The sequence below is a fragment of the Parapedobacter tibetensis genome (assembly GCF_024704835.1).
In the GTDB taxonomy this organism is placed as follows: Bacteria; Bacteroidota; Bacteroidia; order Sphingobacteriales; family Sphingobacteriaceae; genus Parapedobacter; species Parapedobacter tibetensis.
Window position 1 is genome coordinate 650,732 of sequence record NZ_JAMXBE010000001.1, and the last position, 24,662, is coordinate 675,393.

At 46.2% G+C, this 24,662-nt stretch carries 23 protein-coding genes and 1 pseudogene; 17 read left to right on the forward strand and 7 right to left on the reverse strand.

The features are described from left to right. The first annotated feature begins 32 nt into the window (after positions 1–32). The 10 genes from porL to recG all read left to right on the forward strand — a co-directional run bounded on the left by porL (position 33) and on the right by recG (position 9,307). Positions 33–827, forward strand: coding sequence for a type IX secretion system motor protein PorL/GldL (gene porL, locus NF543_RS02515; RefSeq protein WP_257666513.1), 795 nt, complete (start codon positions 33–35; stop codon positions 825–827). A gap of 49 nt (positions 828–876) precedes the next feature. Beyond that, on the forward strand, positions 877–2,397 hold the full coding sequence (porM, locus tag NF543_RS02520) for a type IX secretion system motor protein PorM/GldM (RefSeq protein WP_257666514.1): 1,521 nt from the start codon (positions 877–879) through the stop codon (positions 2,395–2,397). 16 nt (positions 2,398–2,413) lie between these two features. After that, positions 2,414–3,397: a gliding motility protein GldN gene (locus NF543_RS02525; protein WP_257666515.1), complete on the forward strand. Its 984-nt coding sequence runs from the start codon at positions 2,414–2,416 to the stop codon at positions 3,395–3,397. A 209-nt stretch (positions 3,398–3,606) separates the two neighbouring features. After that, entirely contained in the window at positions 3,607–4,473 is an 867-nt protein-coding gene (locus NF543_RS02530) for a cupin-like domain-containing protein (RefSeq protein WP_257666516.1), read from the forward strand. Between the two features lie 81 nt (positions 4,474–4,554). After that, the gene (locus tag NF543_RS02535; RefSeq protein ID WP_257666517.1) at positions 4,555–5,115 is read left to right on the forward strand and encodes a YeeE/YedE family protein; all 561 of its coding nucleotides are present in this window, start codon (positions 4,555–4,557) and stop codon (positions 5,113–5,115) included. 6 nt (positions 5,116–5,121) lie between these two features. Next, entirely contained in the window at positions 5,122–5,619 is a 498-nt protein-coding gene (locus tag NF543_RS02540; RefSeq protein ID WP_257666518.1) for a DUF6691 family protein, read from the forward strand. A 76-nt stretch (positions 5,620–5,695) separates the two neighbouring features. Next, positions 5,696–5,836 (forward strand): DUF6728 family protein, encoded by a 141-nt coding sequence (locus NF543_RS25380; RefSeq protein ID WP_308378390.1) that lies wholly within the window; start codon positions 5,696–5,698, stop codon positions 5,834–5,836. Between the two features lie 51 nt (positions 5,837–5,887). Beyond that, positions 5,888–6,277: a RidA family protein gene (locus NF543_RS02545; RefSeq protein ID WP_257666519.1), complete on the forward strand. Its 390-nt coding sequence runs from the start codon at positions 5,888–5,890 to the stop codon at positions 6,275–6,277. Further along, positions 6,278–7,177: an EamA family transporter gene (locus tag NF543_RS02550; RefSeq protein WP_257666520.1), complete on the forward strand. Its 900-nt coding sequence runs from the start codon at positions 6,278–6,280 to the stop codon at positions 7,175–7,177. 24 nt (positions 7,178–7,201) lie between these two features. After that, positions 7,202–9,307, forward strand: a complete 2,106-nt coding sequence (gene recG / locus NF543_RS02555) for an ATP-dependent DNA helicase RecG (RefSeq protein WP_257666521.1) — start codon at positions 7,202–7,204, stop codon at positions 9,305–9,307. An 8-nt stretch (positions 9,308–9,315) separates the two neighbouring features. On the opposite strand, the gene NF543_RS02560 is transcribed toward recG, so the two are convergent. Next, positions 9,316–9,726: a hypothetical protein gene (locus NF543_RS02560; RefSeq protein ID WP_257666522.1), complete on the reverse strand. Its 411-nt coding sequence runs from the start codon at positions 9,724–9,726 to the stop codon at positions 9,316–9,318. A gap of 237 nt (positions 9,727–9,963) precedes the next feature. Between NF543_RS02560 and hflX the strand changes: the two genes are divergently transcribed. Both hflX and lipB read left to right on the forward strand, forming a co-directional pair. Continuing rightward, on the forward strand, positions 9,964–11,196 hold the full coding sequence (gene hflX / locus NF543_RS02565) for a GTPase HflX (RefSeq protein WP_257666523.1): 1,233 nt from the start codon (positions 9,964–9,966) through the stop codon (positions 11,194–11,196). 99 nt (positions 11,197–11,295) lie between these two features. Beyond that, positions 11,296–11,994 carry a lipoyl(octanoyl) transferase LipB gene (gene lipB, locus NF543_RS02570; protein ID WP_257666524.1) on the forward strand — a complete coding sequence of 233 codons (699 nt, stop codon included), beginning with the start codon at positions 11,296–11,298 and terminating at the stop codon, positions 11,992–11,994. Here lipB and NF543_RS02575 read toward each other — a convergent pair. The 3 genes from NF543_RS02575 to NF543_RS02585 all read right to left on the reverse strand — a co-directional run bounded on the left by NF543_RS02575 (position 11,984) and on the right by NF543_RS02585 (position 15,900). After that, positions 11,984–13,462, reverse strand: a complete 1,479-nt coding sequence (locus NF543_RS02575) for a S41 family peptidase (protein ID WP_257666525.1) — start codon at positions 13,460–13,462, stop codon at positions 11,984–11,986. The genes lipB and NF543_RS02575 overlap by 11 nt on opposite strands. A 78-nt stretch (positions 13,463–13,540) precedes the next feature. Next, positions 13,541–14,374 carry an MBL fold metallo-hydrolase gene (locus NF543_RS02580; RefSeq protein WP_257666526.1) on the reverse strand — a complete coding sequence of 278 codons (834 nt, stop codon included), beginning with the start codon at positions 14,372–14,374 and terminating at the stop codon, positions 13,541–13,543. Positions 14,375–14,472: 98 nt separating this feature from the next. Further along, complete coding sequence (locus tag NF543_RS02585; protein ID WP_257666552.1) at positions 14,473–15,900, reverse strand: L-serine ammonia-lyase; 1,428 nt, start codon at positions 15,898–15,900, stop codon at positions 14,473–14,475. Positions 15,901–16,092: 192 nt separating this feature from the next. Between NF543_RS02585 and NF543_RS02590 the strand changes: the two genes are divergently transcribed. The 3 genes from NF543_RS02590 (at position 16,093) to NF543_RS02600 (ending at position 18,565) form a co-directional block, all read left to right on the forward strand. Next, complete coding sequence (locus tag NF543_RS02590) at positions 16,093–16,581, forward strand: DUF5684 domain-containing protein (RefSeq protein ID WP_257666527.1); 489 nt, start codon at positions 16,093–16,095, stop codon at positions 16,579–16,581. Beyond that, positions 16,547–16,924: a DUF2752 domain-containing protein gene (locus NF543_RS02595; RefSeq protein ID WP_257666528.1), complete on the forward strand. Its 378-nt coding sequence runs from the start codon at positions 16,547–16,549 to the stop codon at positions 16,922–16,924. Before NF543_RS02590 ends, NF543_RS02595 begins: the two co-directional genes overlap by 35 nt. Positions 16,925–17,011: 87 nt before the next feature. After that, positions 17,012–18,565 (forward strand): glycoside hydrolase family 10-like protein, encoded by a 1,554-nt coding sequence (locus tag NF543_RS02600; protein WP_257666529.1) that lies wholly within the window; start codon positions 17,012–17,014, stop codon positions 18,563–18,565. Positions 18,566–18,592: 27 nt separating this feature from the next. Here NF543_RS02600 and NF543_RS02605 read toward each other — a convergent pair whose 3' ends face one another. Together NF543_RS02605 and NF543_RS02610 are read right to left on the reverse strand one after the other, a co-directional pair. After that, positions 18,593–20,302 carry a glycoside hydrolase family 3 protein gene (locus NF543_RS02605; protein WP_257666530.1) on the reverse strand — a complete coding sequence of 570 codons (1,710 nt, stop codon included), beginning with the start codon at positions 20,300–20,302 and terminating at the stop codon, positions 18,593–18,595. A gap of 127 nt (positions 20,303–20,429) precedes the next feature. Further along, positions 20,430–20,969, reverse strand: coding sequence for a TetR/AcrR family transcriptional regulator (locus NF543_RS02610; RefSeq protein ID WP_257666531.1), 540 nt, complete (start codon positions 20,967–20,969; stop codon positions 20,430–20,432). A gap of 335 nt (positions 20,970–21,304) precedes the next feature. On the opposite strand from NF543_RS02610, the pseudogene NF543_RS25445 reads away from it, so the two are divergent. Then, positions 21,305–21,583, forward strand: a pseudogene (locus NF543_RS25445) (carboxypeptidase-like regulatory domain-containing protein); the annotation flags it as partial. A 504-nt stretch (positions 21,584–22,087) separates the two neighbouring features. Next, positions 22,088–24,061 (forward strand): outer membrane beta-barrel protein, encoded by a 1,974-nt coding sequence (locus tag NF543_RS02615; protein ID WP_373274987.1) that lies wholly within the window; start codon positions 22,088–22,090, stop codon positions 24,059–24,061. Here the strand turns inward: NF543_RS02615 and pncA are convergent. After that, positions 24,056–24,652, reverse strand: coding sequence for a bifunctional nicotinamidase/pyrazinamidase (gene pncA / locus NF543_RS02620; protein ID WP_257666533.1), 597 nt, complete (start codon positions 24,650–24,652; stop codon positions 24,056–24,058). The two genes, NF543_RS02615 and pncA, sit on opposite strands and share 6 nt — an antisense overlap. Between the last annotated feature and the right edge of the window lie 10 nt (positions 24,653–24,662).

Genomic DNA, 24,662 nt, shown 5'->3' on the forward strand with positions numbered 1-24,662 from the left:
TTTTAAAAGTAAGCGAATCATTAAACAGTGTTATGGCAAAAAAACGCAAATTCAAAGTAGGCATTAATAACATCATCTCTTGGGGAGCAACCATAGTCATCATTGGATTGATGGCCAAATTACAGCATTGGGCTTGGGGAGACTGGCTAATTGTCGTAGGGTTGGGGACTGAGGCTTTGCTATTCCTGCTATTGGGATTCCAAACGGAAGGCAACGACGTAGATTGGACAAGGGTTTACCCCGAATTGGATGAAAACTACCAAGGTGAGCTTCCACAGGCTACCGCAAAACCTATCGGTGTGGGTAATACAGCGGCATTGGATAAAATGCTACAGGATGCCCGCATAAGCCCTGACCTTATTGGAAACCTCGGTGACGGTTTACGATCATTTGGGGATAAGGTATCGGCAATATCCAATGTATCCGATGCTTCATTAGCCACAAACCAATTCACCGAAAAGGTAAAAAATGCCACCAATAATTTTGATAGGCTCAATATAGCTTTTGAAAAAGCTTCTAACGATTTGACCGATATCAGTGCTGGTGGTGCTGATGTAAGAACCTATCAGGAGCAGGTCCATAAATTGGCGAATAATCTGCAACACCTCAATGCGGTATATGAACTGGAATTGCAGGAAACCAGTAAAAAATTGCAAACCATTTCTCAGCATTATGATAGTATTGCTCATACCTTGCAAAACTTCAATGACTCCGTTGTAGATACCCAACACTTCAAAGAGCAGGTGACCCATCTCAACAAAAATTTGGCATCGCTGAATGCCGTATATGGAAACATGCTGGCTGCGATGAACCAACCTCGCGTATAGTTTATTATTTTAAGTAGAAAAATTAACCTTAAAAAATTAGATTTTCGCGATGGCAGGAGGAAAACAGACGCCGAGGCAACGAATGATAGGTATCCTATATTTAGTGCTGCTGGGATTAGTGGCATTGAATGTAAGTGATTCAATACTAGATGCATTTAAAAATCTGACAACCAGCTTGGGGACATCCACCCAGAATACCCAAAGTGGTATTGATAATATGTTTAATGCGTTTAAGGCCACCAAATTAAAAGACGAACCTGAAAGGGCTAAACCAGTCTTGGCGAGAGCTGAAGAAGCCAGCCAGTTGGCCAATAACCTGACAACCTATATCGATTCACTCAAAGTAATGCTTACCGAAAAAGGGGGAGGTGAAAATGCTTCGACTGGCGACCTGAGAAAAAGGAATAACCTCAGCATCAGCATGCGCTTGATGGTTAAGGAAAAACGGGCTGAAAAACTCCGGAATCTCATCAATGACACTCGAGAGAAGCTGATTGCAATCTCCGATAATGGAGTTAATTTTTCTTTGGACGCACAAGATCCGCCGCCCCGTGCTGGTATCCGTAAAACATGGGAGCAGGCCAATTTTGGTGAAGGCATTCCATTAACCGCGGCCATTACCGCACTGGAAAAAGTGAAGGCCGATGCAAAAAATGCCGAGGCAGCTGTTGTGAAACAAATATTTGGTGAGATGGATATGGCCGTAGTCAATCTTGATCGGTTTGCCGCCGTAGCTGTAGCACCCTCTTCCTACATCTTACAAGGGCAACCTTATACGGCAAAAGTGTTCTTAACGGCTTATGATTCCAAGTCCAATCCCGAAATCACGGTAGGAGGCAATGCCTTACCCGTTACCGATGGACAGGCAACCTATTCTGTAAATACGTCAAGCGAAGGGATGTTCAACTGGGTAGGTACCATCCGCGTCAAGCAAACCGATGGCAGCATCAAGGAATACCAAACCGAGCCGCAGACCTATCAAGTGTCGCGCCCATCGGCAGTCGTTTCTCCCGATGCCATGAATGTACTATACATCGGTGTAGACAATCCCATCTCGGTTTCCGCTCCCGGTATTCCCAAAGAAAACTTGGCTGTGAGTGGCCAAGGGGTAAGCATATCCGGATCAGGCGGCAAATATGTGGCAAGGGTAACACAAACCGGTTCGGCCAGGATCAATGTCTCGGCCAAATTGGGTGAGCAAACGCAATCGCTCGGTTCCACAGACTTCCGGGTGAAACGTATCCCAAAACCGCAAGCTCGGGTGGCCGGTAAATCTGGGGGTGTCGTGGCTGCTGCTCAAATCAAAGGACAAAACCGTATCTTTGCTGCACTGGAGAATTTCGAGTTTGATGCTAAATTCAACATTTCCCGTTTCTCCATGCTTATACAGAAACCAAGGGTCGACCCAATGGGGCCATATCAAGGCTCCAATGGAGCGTTTTCGGGGCCGATGCAAAATGCACTCAGTTCCGTAGCACCCGGATCCTTTGTGTTTTTCTACAATATTATAGCGGTAGGCCCAGATGGTCTGCAGCAGGAATTAGACCCCATTTCATTCAGGGTCAATTAGCATTAAGGAGGTCACCATGAAAAGGTATTATGGGTTTTTAATTTCGATGTTTGTTGGGTTGACAGCATCGGCACAACAAGGCAACCTATCGAACAGCACCACACCGATTGCGGCAGAGGAGCCACCGGTAGATGGTTATTACGTAAAATCCGATATATTGGACAGGGAGGTAGTTTCCTATGCCGTCATACGGCCTACGGATGTTGCTTACGTAAAGCGGATATGGAGAGAATTTGATGTACGTGAGAAAATGAACACGTTATACGCCTCACCAAAATCCAGGTTAATCGATGTCATCATGGAGGCCGTATTGGCGGGTGAGCTCACAGCATATGACCCTACACCTACTGAAGACGATCCTACAGGCGACAGTTTCAAGACTCGCCTTTCACCAGACCAAGTGTTGGGCAGATTTGGCTCAGACAGCACCTTGGTAGAAGAATATGACGAAGAGGGTAATGTGGTTGCCTCCCGATTTGAGGCCACATCGTTCAATCCGGATGATGTTGTCCGCTTCCGTATCAAGGAAGACTGGATATTCGACAAACAGCGTTCTGTATTCGAGGCCCGCATCATCGGTATTGCTCCACTGGTAACCCCAAAAATGGAAGAAATCACAGGAGAGGGATTTGAAGAATTCGGTGGTGAAATAGAAACCGGGGATAATGAAGAGGATATCATGGCCATTTCCGGCACTGGTATAGGCAGCGATGCCGGGGCCATAACTGCCGATGCCTATCCGGCTTTCTGGATTTATTTCCCTGAGGCAAGGCATATTTTCGTCAACAAGGAAGTCGCCTCACGCCACAACGATGCCACAGGGCTTAGCTATGATGATGTATTCGTCAAGCGTCTTTTCGCCAGCTATATCGTGAAGCAATCTAACCCTGAAGATTTGCGTATAAAAGACTACATCGATAATGGTGTAGAACGCCTATATGAAGCCGAACGCATCAAAAAGAACCTCATTGACTTCGAACAAGATCTATGGTCCTATTGATGCCATGAGCACTCGGTTCCTCGTTTATGGAAGAAGTTAAAAATGATTTTCATCACATAGGAATACTTTTAACTTTTTTGGCACGTAAATCGTTATATTAGCTTTTTATAATGCAAACGTAAAATTAGTGTGTACTATATTGGAGCATACAAGTGTTTATTAAGTTTGCATTAAAGCGTTAACAATAAGTTTCAAACAGATATTAAGTCGTGCAACTCAAAAAAGTAGAAAAAATCTCCGGAATAAGTTCGGCTGATTTCATCAAGAACCACCTCAACAAGAATATTCCGGTGGTCATGGATGATTTTGTCAGCAAGGAAAGTCCTGCCTGGACCAAATGGAGCTATGACTATTTCAAGGAAATAGCCGGAGATGCCATTATTTCGCTGCATGGCAGGGAAGATGCCTCCAATGATCGGGCGGCCAGTGCGCCAGTTGCTAAAATGAAATTTAGTGAATACTTGAATCTCATCGAGCGTGAACCGACGGATTTACGTATTTTCCTATTCAACCTCATGAAGTTGAAACCGGAACTTAACCATGATCTGATCTATAACGATGTCACCGGAGGTAGAGTATTGCAGTGGTTGCCTTACCTCTTCTTTGGAGGAGAAGGATCCAGCACACGCAATCATTTTGACATCGACATGTCACATGTGTTTATCACGCAATACAAGGGTGTGAAAAAAATATGGCTTTTCCCTTTGGAACAATCCGATTTGATGTACAAATTGCCTTATAATTTCCATAGTATTGCCAATATCAAAAATCCGGATTTTGAAAAATTCCCGGCGTTGAAATATTTGGACGGGTATGAAGCGGAAATACATCCTGGCGAAACGTTATTTATGCCCTCGGGGTGGTGGCATTATATCCAATACGCCACCGAAGGATATTCCATCAGCGTACGGGCATTGCCCTCCAAGGTTTATGATAGATGGCGAGGATTCCGCAACTTGGTTATCACTCGGCATTTTGATAACACCATGCGCAGGATTTTTAAAGATTCTTGGTTCAATTATAAAATCAACGCGGCAAATAAGCGTGCTGAGCGAGCATTGAAAAAGGTGAAATAATCACTATTGAATTGAAAGTTATGTAAAAAAACCGCCCGGGGTAACCCCAAGGGCGGTTTTATCTTTTTATTTACCAAATATATGATTGAATTCTTCAAACAACCTTGGCCATGGTACATCGCTGGTCCCTTGATCGGGTTAACTGTTCCGGCATTATTGCTATTGGGCAACAAGCACTTTGGCATTTCGGCCAATTTACGCCATGTATGTGCTGCGTGTTTCCCTGCCAATATCTCATTCTTCCAGTATAACTACAAAAAAGAACTATGGAACTTATTTTTCATAATAGGCATCTTCTTGGGCGCAGTAATCTCAACGATGTTGCTAACGGATCCCAATCCCATCCGAGTAAGTCCCCCGTTGGTTGATGAGCTGGCGGGCTATGGCATTACGGATTATTCCAATATGGTACCTAAACAACTTTACAATTGGGAATACCTCCTTACGCCCAGTGGTTTGATCATGATGATAGGAGGAGGTTTTCTGGTAGGATTCGGTTCGCGCTATGCGGGAGGCTGCACCAGCGGACACGCCATCATGGGGTTAAGTACACTGCAATGGCCTTCATTGGTCGCTACCATATGTTTTATGGTAGGTGGTTTCATCATGGCTAATTTGATTCTCCCACTTATTCTACAATAAATAGCTATGCAGCAAACAGAAAAAAACTCGGACTTTGAAGTGCGTTCACAAGATACGATACGTGCGAATGAATCGCAGTTGGAACATACGTGGCACCACAACATCAAATACCTCACTGTAGGCATATTATTCGGTATCGTATTTGTAAAAGCGGAAGTAATCAGCTGGTTTCGGATACAGGAAATGTTTCGCTTACAATCCTTCCATATGTATGGTATCATTGGGTCGGCCGTAGTGGTAGGCATCATTTCGGTATGGCTCATCAAGAAATTCAACATCAAGACCATCTACGGGGAGCCCATCACCTTTACGCCCAAAAAATTCAATAAGGGCCAAATCTACGGCGGGCTGGTTTTCGGGTTGGGCTGGGGGCTTACAGGAGCTTGTCCGGGGCCTTTATTTGCCCAGATTGGCACAGGCGCCACGGTGGTTGCAGTGGTGTTGTTGAGTGCTATAGCCGGCACATGGGTATATGGCAGGTTTCGGGAAAAACTGCCTCACTGAGTAACATGCTGAAGGATGCCCTTTTTGGATAAAATAAGTTGCATTTTCTTCTTTTCAACCGTAACTTCGTAGCATCATGTATTTCTTCAGGAAAAAAGACTCCAATAGGCCCAACAGCTTTAATCTTAAGGTGATGCATGCTATTAACGCAACGGCAATTATCATCTTTTTGTTAGGCATTGTCTATAAGGTGGTGGAGCGTCTTTTTTTCAGCTGAACACGATGATGTAGTTTGCCGCCATTCAATTAATTTTTCTGCCAACTAAATATGTCTACAAATAAAGAAATTATCAACACCAATCATGCGCCGGCCCCGATAGGTCCTTATAACCAAGCCATCAAGGCTGGCAATACCCTTTATGTTTCTGGCCAAATCGCCCTGTCACCTCAAATGGGTGAATTGGTGCAAGGCAGCGTATCCGATGAAGCCCATCAAGTGCTCAAAAACCTTAAAGCTGTATTGACTGCGGCTGGCTATTCCTTTTCCGATGTGGTTAAGACCACGATTTTCCTTCGCGATATGGATGACTTTGCTGCCGTAAACGCCGTCTACGGTGAATATTTCACTGAGCAAGCTCCTGCCAGGGAAACCGTGGCGGTAGCCGGATTGCCAAAAAATGTCAATGTAGAGATTTCCGTAATTGCTTGGAACGGATAAATGCAAGGCCGTATAAAATATTTCTCGGCAGCCTTCTTCGCTGCGGCACTTTGGGGCTTTATGTCCATTCCTTTACGTGAAATTAAAGAATGGCCTTCCGAAGATATCCTTTATTATCGGATTTTCGTTTCTGTTGTCCTGATTTGGTTATTCATCTTCATCTTCCGCAAGAAACAATTGCGGGCAGATATCAAACACCTTAAGCACTTGCCCCAACGCGGGCGGAACCGGCTTTTATGGCTCACTGCTGCGGCTTCGTTGCTCATTATGGGCAATTGGTTTACGTTTATCTATGCAGTCAACCATGTGAGCATTCAGTCCGCCGCCTTTGCCTACCTAGTTTGTCCACTATTGACCACCTTGGCCGGCTTCTTGATTCTCAAGGAGGGTTTATCTACGATCAAGAAAATCAGCATAGGCATTGCATTTGCCAGCGTGGCTATGCTAGCACGCGGCTCTTTCCAAGAGGTCTGTTGGTCCGTAGGTATTGCATCGTTGTATGCCCTGTATTTGGTCATCCAACGGGTGATTCAACAGGTAGACAAATTGAACGTACTCGCCGTGCAACTCACGATATGCAGCATGGCTATTTTGCCTTTCCTACTTTGGCAGCAGCACCCCGTTCCCCTGGATCCCAAATTTTGGCTCAACATCGTGGTCATCGCCGTCATCTTTACCATCATTCCACTCTATATGAGCATGTATGCACTCAATGGGATATCTTCTTCCACCGTAGGCATCCTCATCTACATCAACCCCATCATCGCGTTTGCGGTGGCTATTTTGTACTTCCATGAACGCATCAACGCCCAGCAGTTGTTGGCCTATTTTGTATTGCTGGTGGCTGTATTCTTGTTTAATTGGGGCACACTTCGGAAAGTTTTGCATAAATTCGCGTAAAACGTTGAAAGCGGAAAACCAATCGTGGCACCACTCAGCACCATCACTCCCATTGAATACCTCAAAGGTGTAGGGCCCAGCCGCGCTGAGGTGCTCAAAGCTGAATTGGGCATTCATACGTTCGGCGATTTGCTCAGGCATTATCCGTTCCGGTATATTGACCGTACGCAATTCCATAAAATCCGACAGCTGCATCCCGATATGCCCGCCGCACAGGTCATCGGCCGATTGGTACATGTGGAGGAAATAGGCGAACGCAAGGGCAAGCGTTTGGTAGGGCATTTCAAGGACGATACCGGCACCATGGAGTTGGTGTGGTTCCAAAGCATTGGTTGGCTCAAGAAGTCCCTTCAGGTAGGTGCTGCCTATATCATCTATGGCAAACCTAACGTATTCAACAACCAGCTCTCCATTACCCATCCCGAAATGGAGGTATATCATCCTGGAGCCAAAAATACGGGAAACATGCGCCTGCAACCTGTATATAGCTCTACCGAGAAGCTCAAGAAATTCGCGCTCGACAGTCGGGGCATCCAAAAACTACAAGCCGCCCTACTGGAAAGTATCGCCCATCAATTCAAGGAGGAGTTACCCGAATACATACTACATAACCATGGGCTTATACCACTACCTAAGGCCTTGGTGGCCATCCATTTCCCGAGCGACCAGCACGAGCTTATTCAGGCTATCCGTCGCCTTAAATTTGACGAATTGTTTCTCATCCAACTGAAGCTCCTGAAAAATAAACTCCTAAACACCCATAAGTTTAAAGGACACCGGTTTGATGTGGTGGGCGACAGGTTCAATGCCTTCTACAACGAGCAGCTCCCCTTCACCCTCACAAATGCCCAAAAGCGAGTGGTCAAAGAAATTCGTAGGGACACAGCCTCTGGAGCTCAGCTCAACCGCCTCGTGCAAGGTGATGTGGGCAGTGGCAAAACAGTGGTGGCTTTGATGAGTATGCTCCTTGCCGTAGACAATGGTTTCCAAGCCTGTCTTATGGCCCCCACAGAAATTCTGGCCCAGCAGCATTACCACAGCATAAAGAAACTATTGGGTGGTGGCATCGCCTCCGTGCAATTGCTCACCGGCTCTACACCCAAAAAAGACCGAAAGGTCATCCATGCTCAACTCGAAGAGGGTACGTTGAATATCCTTGTGGGCACTCATGCATTGATTGAAGACGCCGTACGCTTTAAAAACCTTGGTTTTGTGGTCATCGATGAACAGCACCGCTTTGGCGTGGAACAACGTGCTAAGCTTTGGCGTAAAAACAGCACACCCCCGCATATGTTGGTGATGACCGCTACTCCCATACCACGGACGTTGGCCATGACCCTGTATGGCGACCTCGATATTTCGGTCATCGATGAATTGCCTGCAGGCCGGAAGCCTATCAAAACCCTGCACCTCTATGAAAGCAGCCGGTTGCGGATGTTTGGATTTATGAAGGAAGAGATTGCTAAGGGTAGGCAGGTGTATATCGTTTATCCACTCATTAAGGAAAGCGAGAAGATGGATCTCCTCTACCTTGAAGCGGGTCTAGAAACGTTGACGAAGGAATTTCCCCTACCCCAATATCGTATCAGCATTGTACATGGCAAGATGCCCGTGAAAGATAAGGAGTTTGAGATGCAACGGTTCATCAAGGCTGAAACGCAAATCATGGTGGCCACCACGGTCATTGAAGTAGGTGTGGATGTACCCAATGCTTCGGTGATGGTAATCGAAAATGCTGAACGCTTCGGACTTTCCCAGCTGCATCAATTGCGTGGGCGCGTGGGCCGTGGGGCAGAGCAATCATACTGTATCCTCATGTCGAGCAGCAAACTCGGCAAAGACAGCAAGCTACGACTGGAAACCATGGTGCGTACCAACGACGGCTTTGAAATCGCCGAAGTAGATTTGCAGCTCCGTGGCCCCGGCGACATCGCCGGCACGCAACAAAGCGGGGTGCTTGATCTCAAGCTAGCCGACCTCGCCACGGACCAAGCCTTATTGACGGAGGCTCGCAACAGCGTTATCAATATCTTCAAGGACGATCCCAGATTGGCCAATCCCGAAAATACCTTACTCCGCGAATACCTCACCCGTAGCGAGCCGGGCATCAGCTGGGAGAAAATATCGTGATGGTTATGCTATTCGTTAGTAAATTCCGTATCCCAAACCAGTTTCGGTTTGCCTTCTTCACAACGTACATGACTTGGCGGCATCAAATACATGCAGTCTGAAACAACATCCCATTTTTTGTTGTATGCTTTTTGGAGTTTTGTATATGTTTCTACCTTTTCCAGGAAGTAGGCTGTATCCAGCTTAATGGAATAGGCGAGGTATCCAGTAGGTCCCCCGCAGGCTTTTTCGCCAATGGGCGTAAAGCGCCATTCTTCCGCATCTTCGCAGGCATATAATCCAGCCAGGGAGTCGATCTCATGGTAAAGTTGTTCCAATTTTTTATCATCCGCTTCACGGGTACCTGCAAGATTCCGCTTGTCGCAAGCGGTGACTGCAATGATTATAGCAAGCCCAAAAATTACTAGTCCTTTTTCCATTTTATATTCGCTTTACTTTCTCAATAGACGAATTTAATGAATTTTTTGCTACAGGCTAAAAATGTACCACACCTTCGCACATGTTCCATCTTTGCCTTTTATACCAAAAACCATTATCTTTGCATATTGTTAATTACTATACGCGCCATGTAATACCCCACTACAGCACCATTCTTGTAGAAGACGCTTGTGAGAAGTGTCATTGGACTTTATGTTTAACCCTTTTATTATTGATACATGGCAAAGCAAAAAATTTTTGATACCGCTATACAACCTGAAACCGCTGTTTTGGTGGGCATTATACTACCCGGTGAAAGCGAGAAAAAGGAACAGGAATACCTAGAGGAATTGGCATTTCTGGTTGACACCGCCGGTGGGGTGGTCAAGGAAGTGTTTACCCAAAAACTTAGTCACCCAGATCGGGCCACGTTTGTGGGTACGGGCAAGTTGGACGAAATAAAGGCTTATGTGGAGGCTGAAGAAATCGATATTGTCGTATTCGACGATGAACTATCGCCCTCCCAACTGCGCAACATCGAACGGGAGCTGAAGGTGAAAATTCTCGACCGTAGCAACCTCATCCTGGATATATTTGCCCGCAGGGCCAAATCAGCTCAAGCAAAGACCCAAGTGGAACTGGCCCAACTGCAATACCTGCTACCCCGCCTTACCCGCATGTGGACACACCTTGAGCGCCAGCGGGGTGGTATCGGGATGCGTGGCCCGGGTGAAAGCCAAATCGAGAGTGACCGGCGGATGATCCTGAATAAAATAGCCCTGCTCAAGGAACGGCTAAAAACCATCGATCGGCAAAATGAAACGCAACGCAAAAACCGGGGGCAATTGATCCGTGTAGCCTTGGTGGGCTATACCAACGTGGGTAAATCGACCATTATGAACATGGTATCCAAATCGGATGTCTTCGCTGAAAACAAATTGTTTGCCACCTTGGATACCACCGTACGTAAGGTGGTGATCGAAAATTTACCGTTCCTCCTCTCCGATACGGTGGGATTTATCCGCAAATTGCCCCACCACTTGGTGGAATGCTTTAAATCCACCCTAGATGAGGTACGTGAGGCGGATGTATTGATACATGTGGTAGACATCTCGCACGCCAGCTTTGAAGATCATATCCGCGCCGTGAATGAAACCCTCAAAGACTTGGGCGCATTGGATAAGCCGACCATTACGGTATTTAACAAAATCGACGCCTATAGCCCTGAAAGGGCGGAAGTGGAGCGATGGGAGTCTGAAGAAGACCTGAGTGAGGTAATCGAAGATAGTGAGGAACCAAAACCAACCACCTTGGAGGATTTCAAGAGTAGCTGGATGGCACGGCATAATAGCCCTGCTGTATTCATTTCGGCCACCAACAAAACCAATGTGGAGGAATTTAGGGAACTTCTATATGAGACCATTGTAAAAATGCATACTGAACGGTATCCGTATGATAACCTGTTGTATTAAGAATAAGAACGGAAGGAGCAAGGATTAAGGATGACCCCGTGCAAAAAGCCAACAACAGATACCGATAGCTGACTGCTGATAGCCGAAAGCCGATTAAACATGAACAAAAAAGTAACGTTCGAAGATTGGGGGCTGATGGATTATCAGGCAGCTTGGGATAGGCAGGAGGCGCTGTTTGCTCAAGTGGTGCAGGAAAAGACGGACAACCGCATCCATAGCACCGGCCATCCGACAGACAATTACCTAGTCTTTACCGAGCACCCCCATGTATATACATTGGGTAAAAGCGGCAAGCCCGACAATCTGCTGTTGGATGAGCATGGGCTGACGGAGAAACAGGCCACCTATTACAAGATCAACCGCGGGGGCGACATCACTTACCATGGGCCGGGGCAAATTGTGGGTTATCCCATACTGGACCTCGATAATTTCTTTACGGACATCCACCGCTATCTCCGCACACTGGAGGAGGCTGTTATCCATACATTGGCTGACTATGGCATCACGGCAGGGCGCTATCCGGGCTACACCGGAGTTTGGTTGGATGCAGACAATGAACATGCTCGCAAAATATGCGCCTTAGGTGTTCGTGCCAGCCGCTGGGTAACCATGCATGGCTTTGCCTTCAACGTGAATACGGACCTCTCCTACTTTGGTCATATTGTGCCCTGCGGCATCGACGATAAGGATGTAACTTCTATGCAACGGGAATTGGGGACGCAGCAAGACATCAACACTGTAAAGGATTGCTTAAAGGGTCATATCTCGGAGCTGTTTGGGATGGAGATTAGCGATTAAGTCTTCCGCGATTGCCAATATCGACCGGGATAGGCTTATTAAGTTTATCTTCAAATCCTTCCACCTTCACCGCTTGCAACTTCCGTGTGGTTTGAGCTTTTGTCCCCATTGTCTTTGCCGCAATGGGCTGTAAACTCGGGTCGATAATACTCATCGCCCTCGCTAACAGCGGATCATCTAGTGAACCGATGGGTGCCCATGGCAAGTAATCCCACTCGTTGATTTCATATTGAGGATTTAATCCCTCTGGATAGTCACCAAATCCGTTCTTATTAGCAATTTTGACAATAATAGGCTGTATACCCCATTCGATTTGCCGCGGATCTCGTTTGTCTACAATCGGGATTGCACCTTCGTTCTTGCCAACGGTGGTTTTGCCAATATGTACTACATTGGCATCCGATAGAAACGGTCGGAGATTATTGATAACCAGCTCACTGGCTGAAGCGGAATTGCCCGTAGCAATTACATATACTTTCGACAAGTTCAAGTTCAGTGTCTTAATAGCATCAACAACCTGGTCCGCGGACGAAGCTTCATCTGGATCATCAGAATTACCGCCAAACAATTGATAATAGGTGACAGTCTCATCCCTATAATTGCTGTTGTATTTATACTGGATGAAAGGTTCGTTCTCCTTAAAATTAGCCTGAATCAATCCCGATAGGATTGCCGCAATCCATATCCCACCGCCACCATTGTACCGTAGATCTAATACCAAGTCATCAATATTAGCTGTCTTAAACTTATTAAAGGCAGACAATAGCTCGTCGGGCTGATTATTAAGGAAGCGGTTATAAAATAGGTAACCTACTTTTTTGCCTGTAGGCGTAGTAATAACAGAATCCAAGTGTATGGCCTGCTCTTGAAATCCTTGTATCGGAGTAAGCTCAATCTCTTGGTCGTGAACAATCTGATTATTTTCATTAATATGTGCCAGTTGGACGGTAAAAGGAGAAGCCCCGTAATACGTATCAAGCACGCTGCGATAATTGCTAATGGTCATCGCTTGGCCGTTGATTTCGGTGATGATATCGCCTCGCTCAATCCCAGCTTCATCGGCCGGGGAGCCGGCCAGCGCGTATTGAACCGATATGATCACATCACCAGCTTGGTTTATCTGAAGGAGGCCAATACCCAAACCCACTGTCCTGGAAACACCCGTATTTCCTGCCAACAGATCGTCTGCGAGTTCGATCCACGAAAACCGATCATCCCGATGCAAAATCTTGTCAAAGAAATCCTCCGGTCCAAGATCGAAATTCAGGTTTCTATCTTCGGGGATGGATGTGTTCCAATAATAAACGTCCCGCATGTTTTCGATTACCCACTTATTGGTTTTTTCGTTCTCAGACGGTTGGGGTTCTCCCCTGTTCTCTTTTTTACAAGCCCCAGCTAGAAAAAACACCAGAACCAACATCAGTGCCACAGTGCCCCTGTGCCACCGGTTTAAAAACATTATGTGCATAACGAAGAAATAAATATTAATCAAACTTAGCCAAAAATCTCAATAAAACAGGAAAGCGGATAATTTTGTTTTGGTGGCTCATTTCGAAGCATGCCGTTGTCCATATTTAACTTCAATAGGGATATGTGCTTCTCCGCTCATCGACACTGTTTCCAGACTATACACGGCCGTCTCGGTATAGCGCCCAGCAATCACGATTTCGGTATCACCTCGATGTTCGTCAAACAAATTATACACCAACTCTGGATCATTGTTATCACGTGATAAGTGTGACAGAAAGAGGTGGCTAAGCTTCGGTGAGCGGCGTTCGATAAACAATTCCAAGGCCTCGGTGTTGGACAAGTGTCCATAACCACCACGAATACGGTTTTTGAGGAAAACGGGATAACGCCCGCGCATCAGCATATCCACATCGTAGTTGGCTTCTAAAAATACCGCGTCACATTGGCTGAAGTAATCTGTAACCCGCTCACATACCCGCCCAATATCGGTAAATACACCCGCAGTGAAGCCATCATGCCGGATGACGAAACTATGTGGGTCTGCTGCATCATGCTGTTTTCGGAAGGAGGTAACGGCTAAATCACCTATTCCGATGATTTCCAAATCGGCCAACGGATGTAGCAGCCTCTCAGGTATGGCCAACTTGCAAGCCTTCCTTGTATCGTTGGTGAGAAACACGGGCAGCTGGTACTTATTGGCTAATACACTCAAGCCCTTCACATGGTCGGTATGCTCATGGGAAACGAAGATGGCCTTCACCTGTTGCATAGACAACCCTTGCCGTGCCATCCGCCGCTCTGTTTCCCGACAGGAAATGCCCGCATCCACTAATACAGCTTCACGCTCATTACCAATATAATAGCAATTACCATTACTGCCTGAAGCGATTGAACTGACGAAAAGCGGCATAACACAAAGTACGGGGAAAAAAGGCGGATGTGCAACAAAAAAGTGAACCGGTTATTTGCGTTCGTATAATTTGGTCAAAAAGACCATCTTGGGGTCAATCAACATTCCGGCAAGCTCAGCGGAATATTCACCGCTAACCCCCCGTCGGCAGTTTCCTTATATTTTGCATTCATATCCTGCGCAGTCTCCCACATTGTTTTTACAACAGCATCAAGGCTTACTTTGGCTTTATCCGGATTGGACTGCAAAGCCAGCTGCGCAGCCGTGATGGCTTTGATGGCTCCCATGGTGTTTCGCTCAATACAGGGAATCTGTACCAATCCACCGATGGGGTCGCAGGTAAGTCCGAGGTGGTGCTCCATGGCAATCTCGGCTGCCATGAGTACCTGTCGTTGTGAGCCCCCCAAACATTCGGTAAGCGCTCCGGCCGCCATAGCTGAAGAAACGCCGATTTCGGCCTGGCACCCCCCCATAGCTGCCGATATGGTAGCCCCTTTCTTGAAGATGCTCCCAATTTCTGAAGCTGTAGCAATAAACCGAATAATCTTATCTTCATCGAAACCTTTATGGAATACAATGAAATAATGCAATACCGCTGGAATCACACCTGCCGCACCGTTTGTAGGAGCAGTGACCACACGTCCGAATGATGCGTTTTCCTCGTTGACCGCCAGCGCAAAGCAGCTCACCCAATCCAGCGTATATTGAAATCCGTCTCCTCCTGCGCGGATAGCCGCTACCCAGCTTTCATAATCCGTGTAAGGTTTCCCACCAATCAATTTTTTATTGAGCTTGTAAGCACGGCGCTCAACAAGCAATCCTCCTGGAAGCGTACCCATGGTATGACACCCTCGGTAGATGCAATCGCGTAAGGCGCTGAATATGCGTAAAATACCTTTCTTCGTCTCTTCCTCCGAACGCCATGCCTGCTCATTTTCCAATACCAATTCGGAAATTTTGAGGCCAGTGCGTATACACCAACCCAACAGCTCGTTGGCGCTCTGAACGGGAAAAGGTAGGTCTATATCCTGATGTGCATGACCGTCATCCCCTTCTTGGACGACAAACCCACCTCCGACGGAATAATAGGTTTCGCTGATGGCCGTGCCATCCACCAGCAGTGCTTGGAAGGTAACCGCATTGGGATGGAAAGGAAGGCTTTCTGTATATAAAAAAAACAGGTCTCCAGCATAGGAAAACGGCACTTCATGCGTTCCACCGAGCATCAGTCGGCGCCGTTGCTTGATTTGTGCTACTTTTGGAGTCACTTCGTCCACATTAAATGTTACGGGATCATCGCCACTCAGTCCTAGCAACACGGCCACGTCTGTGCCGTGACCAACACCTGTTTTAGCCAATGATCCATAGAGTAGGATCTTGACGGCTTCGGTTTGCTCCAGCTTACCGCGCTGTACCAGGCTATGAACGAAGCGTTGAGCGGCACGCCATGGGCCAAGCGTATGTGAACTTGAAGGGCCTATGCCGATTTTAAACATGTCAAATACCGAAATCTGCTCTTTTACCATGTGATTGAGTTTGGGGCTTTTCCACAAAGTTATGGCTTTATTTCTGCTTTATGGAGTAAGCGAATGCATTCACTTCATTTAATGCAATATTGCCGTTGCATTTCTCAAAAATACCCTTATCTTTGAATTAGTTATGAAAGATCAACCATTGATCCTACAATTTATTTAACCTTTTACTAAACATTAAAAACCATGGATAATTATGGAGATTATGACTCAATGAACGGCCTTGGAGCAGGTATGGGAATAGGGGCTGTGATTCTTTATTTGGCAATTCTTATACTCTACATTGCCGGATTATGGAAAATGTTTGAAAAAGCCGGGAAACCTGGTTGGGCAGCCATCATTCCGATTTACAATTTCATTGTCATCGCCGAAATTGTAGGCAAACCGATATGGTGGGGCGTCGTAGCAGCATTGGTGCCCTGTGTGAATATCGTTTTTACGATTTGGTTACTCAACCTTTTAATGAAAAGCTTTGGCAAGGAAGTACCTTTGTGGACAATTTTAACGGTATTGTTTGGTTTCATTACCATACCCATCATTGGTTTTGGTAGTGACAAATACATCGGCCCTACGGCTGCTGAAGCAACCGGAGGCAATTCGTTCGACCAATTCAAGGACAAGGACTACAAACCTCCTTTCGGTGACCAAGATAAGCCACAGGATCCTACCGTCTAGTATTATAACCAATACCAAGGGATTGGCATTGGTGGTTTGCAGCCTCGAGGGATCCTCTTGGCTGCAAACCTTTTTATTGCCCTGCCCTTTTAAAGCGGTTACGGATGTCGATTGCCCGGGATGTGGGTTTCAACGTTCATTGTTCGCCTTGGCTCAAGGCAATTGGGCCGAAAGCTACCAGCTTTATCCCCCCACGATACCGCTGCTCGTGGTGTTTCTATATGCCTTACTCAAATGGGCATTCGGCTTTGATAAGCGGGATACCGCTATGAAGATTATGGCTGTGGCTTGTGGATGGTTTGTCATTGGGGTGTACGTGCTGAAATTGTGGAATAGGCATTAAGCCATCAGAAGTCAGCTAATGGCCGATTATTGATGGTCAACAGCTATTTTTTCCTATCTTTACTGCCTATAAGGTTCTTATACAATTATGAATAATATCCGAGGGTGGCTTTTACTATTGATTATTGTCTCTTATTCATCTCATTGTTTTCAGGCTAATGCGGCACTATTCATCGACATACCGCCTAAGCGCGAATTAAGAGGGGTATGGATCGCTACGGTGGTCAATATTGATTGGCCTTCAGCCGCTGGCCTAGGTGCCGAAAAACAAAAACAGGAACTTATCCAACAATTTGACAACCACCAGCGTGCCGGCATCAACGCCGTTATGTTACAGATAAGACCTTCTGCCGATGCCTTCTATGCCAAGAGCAAAGAGCCTTGGAGCCGGTTCCTCAGTGGGAAGCCGGGGCAACAGCCCACGCCGTTCTATGATCCGCTTGAATTTGCCATCGAGGAAGCACATAAGCGTGGCATGGAACTGCATGCTTGGATTAACCCCTATCGGGCTACATTTGATTTGGTGGCCGCTAACACCACGAGCGACCATATCACGCGGCAAAAACCCAATTGGTTTTTCACTTATGGCGGGAAAAAGCTGTTCAATCCGGGTATCCCGGAAGTGAGGGAATATATCATCAGCATCGTCATGGACGTGGTACATAATTACGATATAGATGGGATACACTTCGATGATTATTTTTACCCTTATCCCGAAGGGGGCAAGCCTATACCTGATACCGAAACATTTAGGCAATACCCCAATGGCATACATAATGTGGCCGATTGGCGTAGGAACAATGTCAACCTACTCATTCAAATGGTTTCAGAAAGTATCCATACGGAAAAGAAATACATCAAATTCGGGATAAGCCCCTTCGGCATCTGGGATAATAAAAAAAATCATCCTCGCGGCTCGGAATCATCGGGACTTAGTGGATATCGTCAATTGTATGCCGATGCGTTGAAATGGCTAGAGGAGGGCTGGATCGATTACATTAATCCGCAAATTTACTTCCCCTTCGGCAATCCTGCGGCGCCTTATGAGGTTTTGGTCGATTGGTGGAGCCAACATACCAACGGAAGACATTTTTACATAGGCCATGCAGCTTATCGTGCCAATGAAAATAGGGAAGGTTGGCGTGACCGTAACCAAATCCCAAATCAGGTCCGCTATGCGCGAAAGAATGTCCATACTCAGGGAAGTATCTATTACAGCTCCAAACACATTAGCAACAATACGGCTGGTCTTCGAGACTCCTTGCAATACGACCTATACCGGTACAAGTCACTTCCTCCAAGCATGCCTTGGCTAGATAGCATTGCTCCCGAGCCCCCTTTCGGCCTATTGGCTCGGGTAGCTGAAAACAAAGCATCCATCATCCTGCATTGGCAAACCCCACCCGCTTCTGAAGATGGGGATGAGGCATATGGTTATGTGGTATACCGATTTAACGAAGGCGAGGAACTGGACATCAACAATGCCCAAAACATCTTGCATATCACCTATGACAATACGCAACTGATGTTTACAGACAACATGGTCCGCAAGAACGGTCACTACCGTTACGTAGTCACTACGATTGACCGGCTTAAGAACGAAAGCGACCCTTCGAACGCGAGGGAACTGTATATTGAATGATGGTGTAATAAGGCTTCAAGCTCTCATCTATTTCCCATCCCCATAGCGGAAAAACGCATTTATTGTCACGGGTAATCGTCCTGAAGGGGTCAGCCTTTTTAAGATAACTTTTGCTGCTGCACGTTGCATGATATCGTCATTTTGATAACATACGAGAATAGATTTGGCCTGTTCGACACCAGGTAATCCGGCGAGGCTGTATGGATTGGCAAATACACAAAAAACACTATTCATATTGGCCAATTCATTGATGAATAGGCGTATCGTACCATTGTAGTGGAGGATACTCCTTGGCCGGGATCGGTTGTCATGAAGTGCCACGATGATTTGGCGATATCCACGTAACTCATTGGCTACCATCGCCACATCATTGGCTGTAGCATTAGGGGATAGCACATAATACATAGGATTGTCAAAGCGCCAGCCAAGCATATTCTGAAATTCGGATATTTCTGTAAGGCCAATGCCGATTATTGCCGTACGTTTGGTGTAGTCCAGCGCTTTGATCAAGCTATCGCCCTTGAGCAACGTAACCGATGCGTCGGCCAGCCGTTGATTGAGGGCAGCGGTTTGTGGTCTATTGAGATTACCATATAAATTGGTGGTATCTACCTGTTGCATTTGGTCCAAGCCAAGCCAATACTTCGTGGCTAATATCTTCTTCACCCGGACATCTATATCGCGCTGTGTCAACCGCTTTTGCTTGATGGCTTGCAACACCATGTTGATAGCCCGTCCGCTATTTTCCGAAAGTTCGAGCAGGTCATTACCAGCGATGATGGCACGCACATCGGCTTCGCCATTCCCGAAGTGTTTTACTACGCCTCTCATATCCATGGCATCAGTAAAGGTAAGTCCTTGAAAACCTAAACGGCTTTTGAGTATATCTGTTATGATATGCTTGGAAATGGACGAGGGGAGGTTAGGCGTGTTATCCAAGCTAGGAATATTCATATGTGCAACCATTACCCCTGATGCTCCCGCTTTAATTAATTCACGGAAGGGATACATTTCCAACGAATCCAGTCGCCCTGCTGTAAATTTAAGCGTGGGTAAATCATAGTGTGAATCCGTCTCGGTATCACCATGCCCCGGGAAATGCTTCAACGACACAACGAGGCCACCGTCCATCATACCTCGCATATAAGCAAGTCCTTTTCGCGTGACATTTTGTTTATCCTCACCAAACGAACGGAAATTGATTACTGGATTCCGGGGATTATTATTAATATCCACCACCGGGGCAAAATTGATATTCATGCCCAACCGTTTGAAGTCCCTGGCAATCTCACGCCCCATTTGGTAAATCAACGTCTCGTTCTGTATAGCCCCCAGTGTCATTTGATAAGGAAAGGAGATGGTAGAATCGGGTAACCGCATGCCCAATCCCCACTCGCCATCGAAGGCCACCAACAACGGCACCTTAGACAGTCGCTGGTAGCGGTTAATTACCTGCGCATGCCGTTTGGGTCCACCCTGAAATAGGACCATTCCCCCAAGCTGCTCTCGTTGTACCACCCCCGCCACAGAATCAATATACCGCTGGCCCAAGTTGCTATGCGCACGCACCATGAATAGCTGCGCTACCTTTTCCTTGTCGCTCAATGTATTGAATACAGAATCCACCCATGCATGTTGCGAATTGATGAACGGGATAAATGCCTCCCGCTGTTGGGTGAATGCGGCTGACCACAACAAAACGAAATTGAGTACAATGACGATCTTTTTTTTGAGCATAGCAGCTAAACTTACAAAAACAATACCGATGGCTAATTATCGGAATTCAAGGCCAATATTAAGTATTATTTATGCGTGTTTATGCATGATTGCATAATATTGTTGCAGTTTTTTGCATCCCCATGTACTATAGCCCATACTTGGCTTCCAATAGTCTAGTCAGTTCAGCAGAATGGTTCAGTTCACCATTGGCCTCTTTTTTCCAAAGGATTTCAATAACCAATAAAAGCAATTGTGTTTCCAGTTCTGGGTTCTCATATCCCAACTCCGCAAAAGCCTTATTGATAATGGGATACACCGGTTTCATAAAAAGTTCATGCTGCTGTTTCGAAAATTCATGGTGTGAGAGCCGCTCCTGCAGCTTCCAAAATAAAGGCTCTTCATTGACTAGCTCTTTCGGCAAGTTAATCATGCTCCGGAGAAAGCTCTTGGCATCCCGATAGATTATCATTCCTTTGTGATGCTGCAATACTCGCCTGTACCCTGACTTGATCAAGTGGAATAATAGGTTGTCTTTATTGCCAAAATGCTTGAAAATAAGAGCTTCAGATACTCCAGCTTGCTGCGCAATGATTTTAGTGGAGGTATCGATGTAGCCCTTTTCAGCAAATAGCAAGAGCGCCTCCTTCATTATTTTTTCCTTTCTACTCTCCGCTTTTTGCTTCATGATGGGCCTATGCAAAATCCACTACAAATATATTATTCTTTTGCTTATGACACGCGTCATAAGGAGCAATTGCTTCCGTTCTTTGCAAGACTAAGCGAGCCAACCCTCTTTTTCGATTAGCGAGGTATAAAGGGATATGATGCGGATTCCGCTTAACGAATTATCAGTTTACCGGCTTAGGAAACCAAGTTGTAACATTACCTTTACGATTAAACCATCGCCTCCATATGCTATCTTAACTTATTGAACTGTTCACAGATACTAAAACATACATGAACAACCATTATAAGCATGCCTTCTTGCCGTTGGCTTTTATGCTCTTTTCCTTTACGGCAATGGCACAACAGGTAATCCGGGGGCAAGTGATAGACAGTGCTGACAACATTGGGCTACAGGGGGCCAACATTCGCTTGTTCGTCGCCAAGGATTCATTAGTTGACCAGCGCGCTACGACGGCCGGCGGCCGTTTCCAGCTTAAACCCATGCTACCTGGAAACTATCGCCTGCAAATAAATTTCCTTGGATATAAACCAACTTACCTGAATATCCAAATACAGGCTGAAACAACTCTCCAATCCCTTACTATCCCATTATTGCCTGAATACCGTACGTTGGATGAAGTGGCCATCGCCGCCCCACCAATGGCGGTACTAAAAGGCGATACCACAGAGTTTGATGCCAGCGCTTTCAGCACAGAGGCTTACGCCGATGCGGATGCTTTGGTGATGCAGATTCCTGGGGTTGAAATCGATGAAGAAGGTCGGGTAAAGGCCCAGGGGGAGGATGTGCAGCGCATTATAGTAGATGGCAAAGAATTTTTCAGCACAGATCCACGGATCGCGTTGAAAACACTTCCCGCGGATATCATCTCCAAAATACAAATTATTGACGAACAAAGTGAGCAAGCACAGTTTACGGGATTTGACGATGGGCAACGTCGTAAAGTCATCAATATCGTGACCCGTGCTGATCGTCGGAAAGGCTACTTTGGCAGGGCGACTGGCGGCTATGGCGCCAGCGAGCGCTATAATACCGGCGGTAACCTGAGTATTTTCAATGGTGATAGGCGACTTACCATCTTTGCGGTGGCAAACAACATCAATCAATCAGATTTTTCCATGGCAAGCCTCGCAGGTGGCGATGGGCAAGGTGGTGGACGCAATAACCGCGGCGGAAGAGACCGTAACGGTCCTTCGGGTGCCGGCGGAGGACGTGGCATCAACAATACAAACAACATATCAGCCAACTTCAACAACGAATGGCTAGACGAACGCTTGGATTTCAATGCAAACTATTCATTCAGCTCCACGAACAATACGACTAACAGCCTCACCAACCGTGAATACCTCATCGGGACCAATGCAAATCAGTTCAATACCCAAAACGTGGAATCAGGTAGTGTGAATTACAGCCACCGCACCAATATGCGTATCAGATTTGATATTGATTCCAACCAACGTATCGATTTCAGGCCCAATCTTTCGTTCCAGCAGAATAATCGCAATTCTTTTTCCAACAACAGCACCGCATTGGCAAACAACGACCCCGTGAATGCTTCAATACGCAATAATGACAATGAAAATTTCAATTTCAATTTCAGTGGAAGCTTCGACTACCGTCTACGATTAGGCAAACCGGGGCGAACGGTCTCCTTAAGTGCAAATGGTTCGGCCAATAGCAACGAGGCGCTGGCGCAGACCTATTCACTTAATGAATTTTTTAAAGAACAGACATTGACCCGCGTAGATACGGTGAGCAACCAAAGTAACACAGATGGCTATGGCAATGGCATCACCGGTAGGCTGGCCTATACGGAGCCCTTAGGACAAAACGGCCGCATCCAAGCCAATTACAGTCTCCGCAATACAGCCAACTATTCTAATAGGGAAACTTTTGAATTTTTAGCCGAAACCGGGCAATTGGGTGAGCTCAATACCCGTTTATCAAACGAATTTAGAAACGACTATACATATCACAGTGGCGGCCTATCTTATCAAATTGCAAAGCGCGATTCTTTCAGTTTCGATATCGGTATGGATTTCCAAGATGCGCGGATAAACAACAATCGCACATTTCCGAATACTATTGTTACGGCAAGCCACTTCACGAGTTACTTACCTAGTGCCGATTTCACTTATCGCTTCTCGCGCGATAAGAGGCTCAACATCAGCTATAACACGGCTACAAACGCTCCCTCTATCAACCAATTACAGGATGTAATAAACAACCAAAACCCCCTGAATATACGCACGGGGAATGCCAATTTGAAGCAAGAATATGGACACCGATTCAATCTCCGTTTTAATCGTGTAAACCGTGAGTCTGGCAGTAATTTTTCTGCCAACCTAAATGCCGAGTTTGCTAATAACCATATTGTAAACTCTACTTATATCGCCAATGCCGATACGCTCATTGCGCCCGACGTATTACTGGGTGCAGGGGGGCAATTCACACGGCCGGAAAACATCGATGGATATTACGAAGTGCGTGCCAATACCACATATGGCACCCCAATCAAATCGTTAAAAATAAACCTTAATCTCAGCACAAACGTTTATCACAACCATGATATTGGCCTGATCAATCAGGCGGAAACGTATTCCAATTCGTATGGCATCAACCAACGCATCGGTATAAACAGTCGCTTTGGGCAACACTTGGTGGTTGGACTGAGCTATGCTGGGAATTACAGTATTGCGCGAAATAATTCCAATGCGGATTTGAGTTACAATTATTACAACCAGATTATCCGCAATGACATCGCATATACCTTTTGGAAAGGGGTGCGCGTCGCGTCCTCAATCTACTATAATTACAACCAGGGTTTGGCCGAAGGTTACGACCAGCAGTTTGCCTTATGGAATGCCTCCATTGGGAAGAAACTATTCAAACGGGAAGAGGCTGAAATCACGTTGTCGGCTTATGATTTACTCAATCAAAACACCAATGTCAATCGTAGTATCAGTGAACGGTATATCCAAGATACGCAGAATAATACATTGCAGCGCTATTTCCTGCTCGGTTTTACCTATAACTTAAGACACTTTGGAGGAGGTGGAGGGCCACAGGGTCGTCGTAGTAGTAGGCTATAACCCATTGAGCTTCCCTCCAAGTTGGAGGAAAGCAGCTTTCTTGGTGGTATAAGCGCGTTCGTCAATCGCACGCACTGCATCTTCAATGATATCGGTGCCAAACCCCAATTGCAAGGCGTCCATGGCCGTGAAATGCACGCAATAATCAGCGGCAAGCCCACATAGGGAAACGGCAGTCACTCCCCTATCACGCAGGTAGCCCGCCAAGCCTGTATTTTTCCGTTTACCATTATCGAAAAAACCACTATAACTATCAATAGTTGGCTCCATACCTTTACGGAAGATGGCTTCAATACGGCGTGTATCCAATTGATTGCTGAGCTGTGCCCCATCTGTCCCCTGCACACAATGGTCGGGCCATAACACTTGTTCCAGCCCTGCTAGATCGATGGTTTCAAAGGGCTTTGTACCTGTATGAGCCGAGGCAAAGCTTTCATGGCCCACGGGATGCCAGTCTTGCGTAGCGACTACCAAGTCGTAATCCTGCTGCACCCGATTTATCACCTTGATGACTTCATCTCCGTTAGGCACAGCCAAAGCACCCCCAGGGAGGAAATCATACTGAACATCTATAATAATGAGGGCACGCATCAACTAAAAT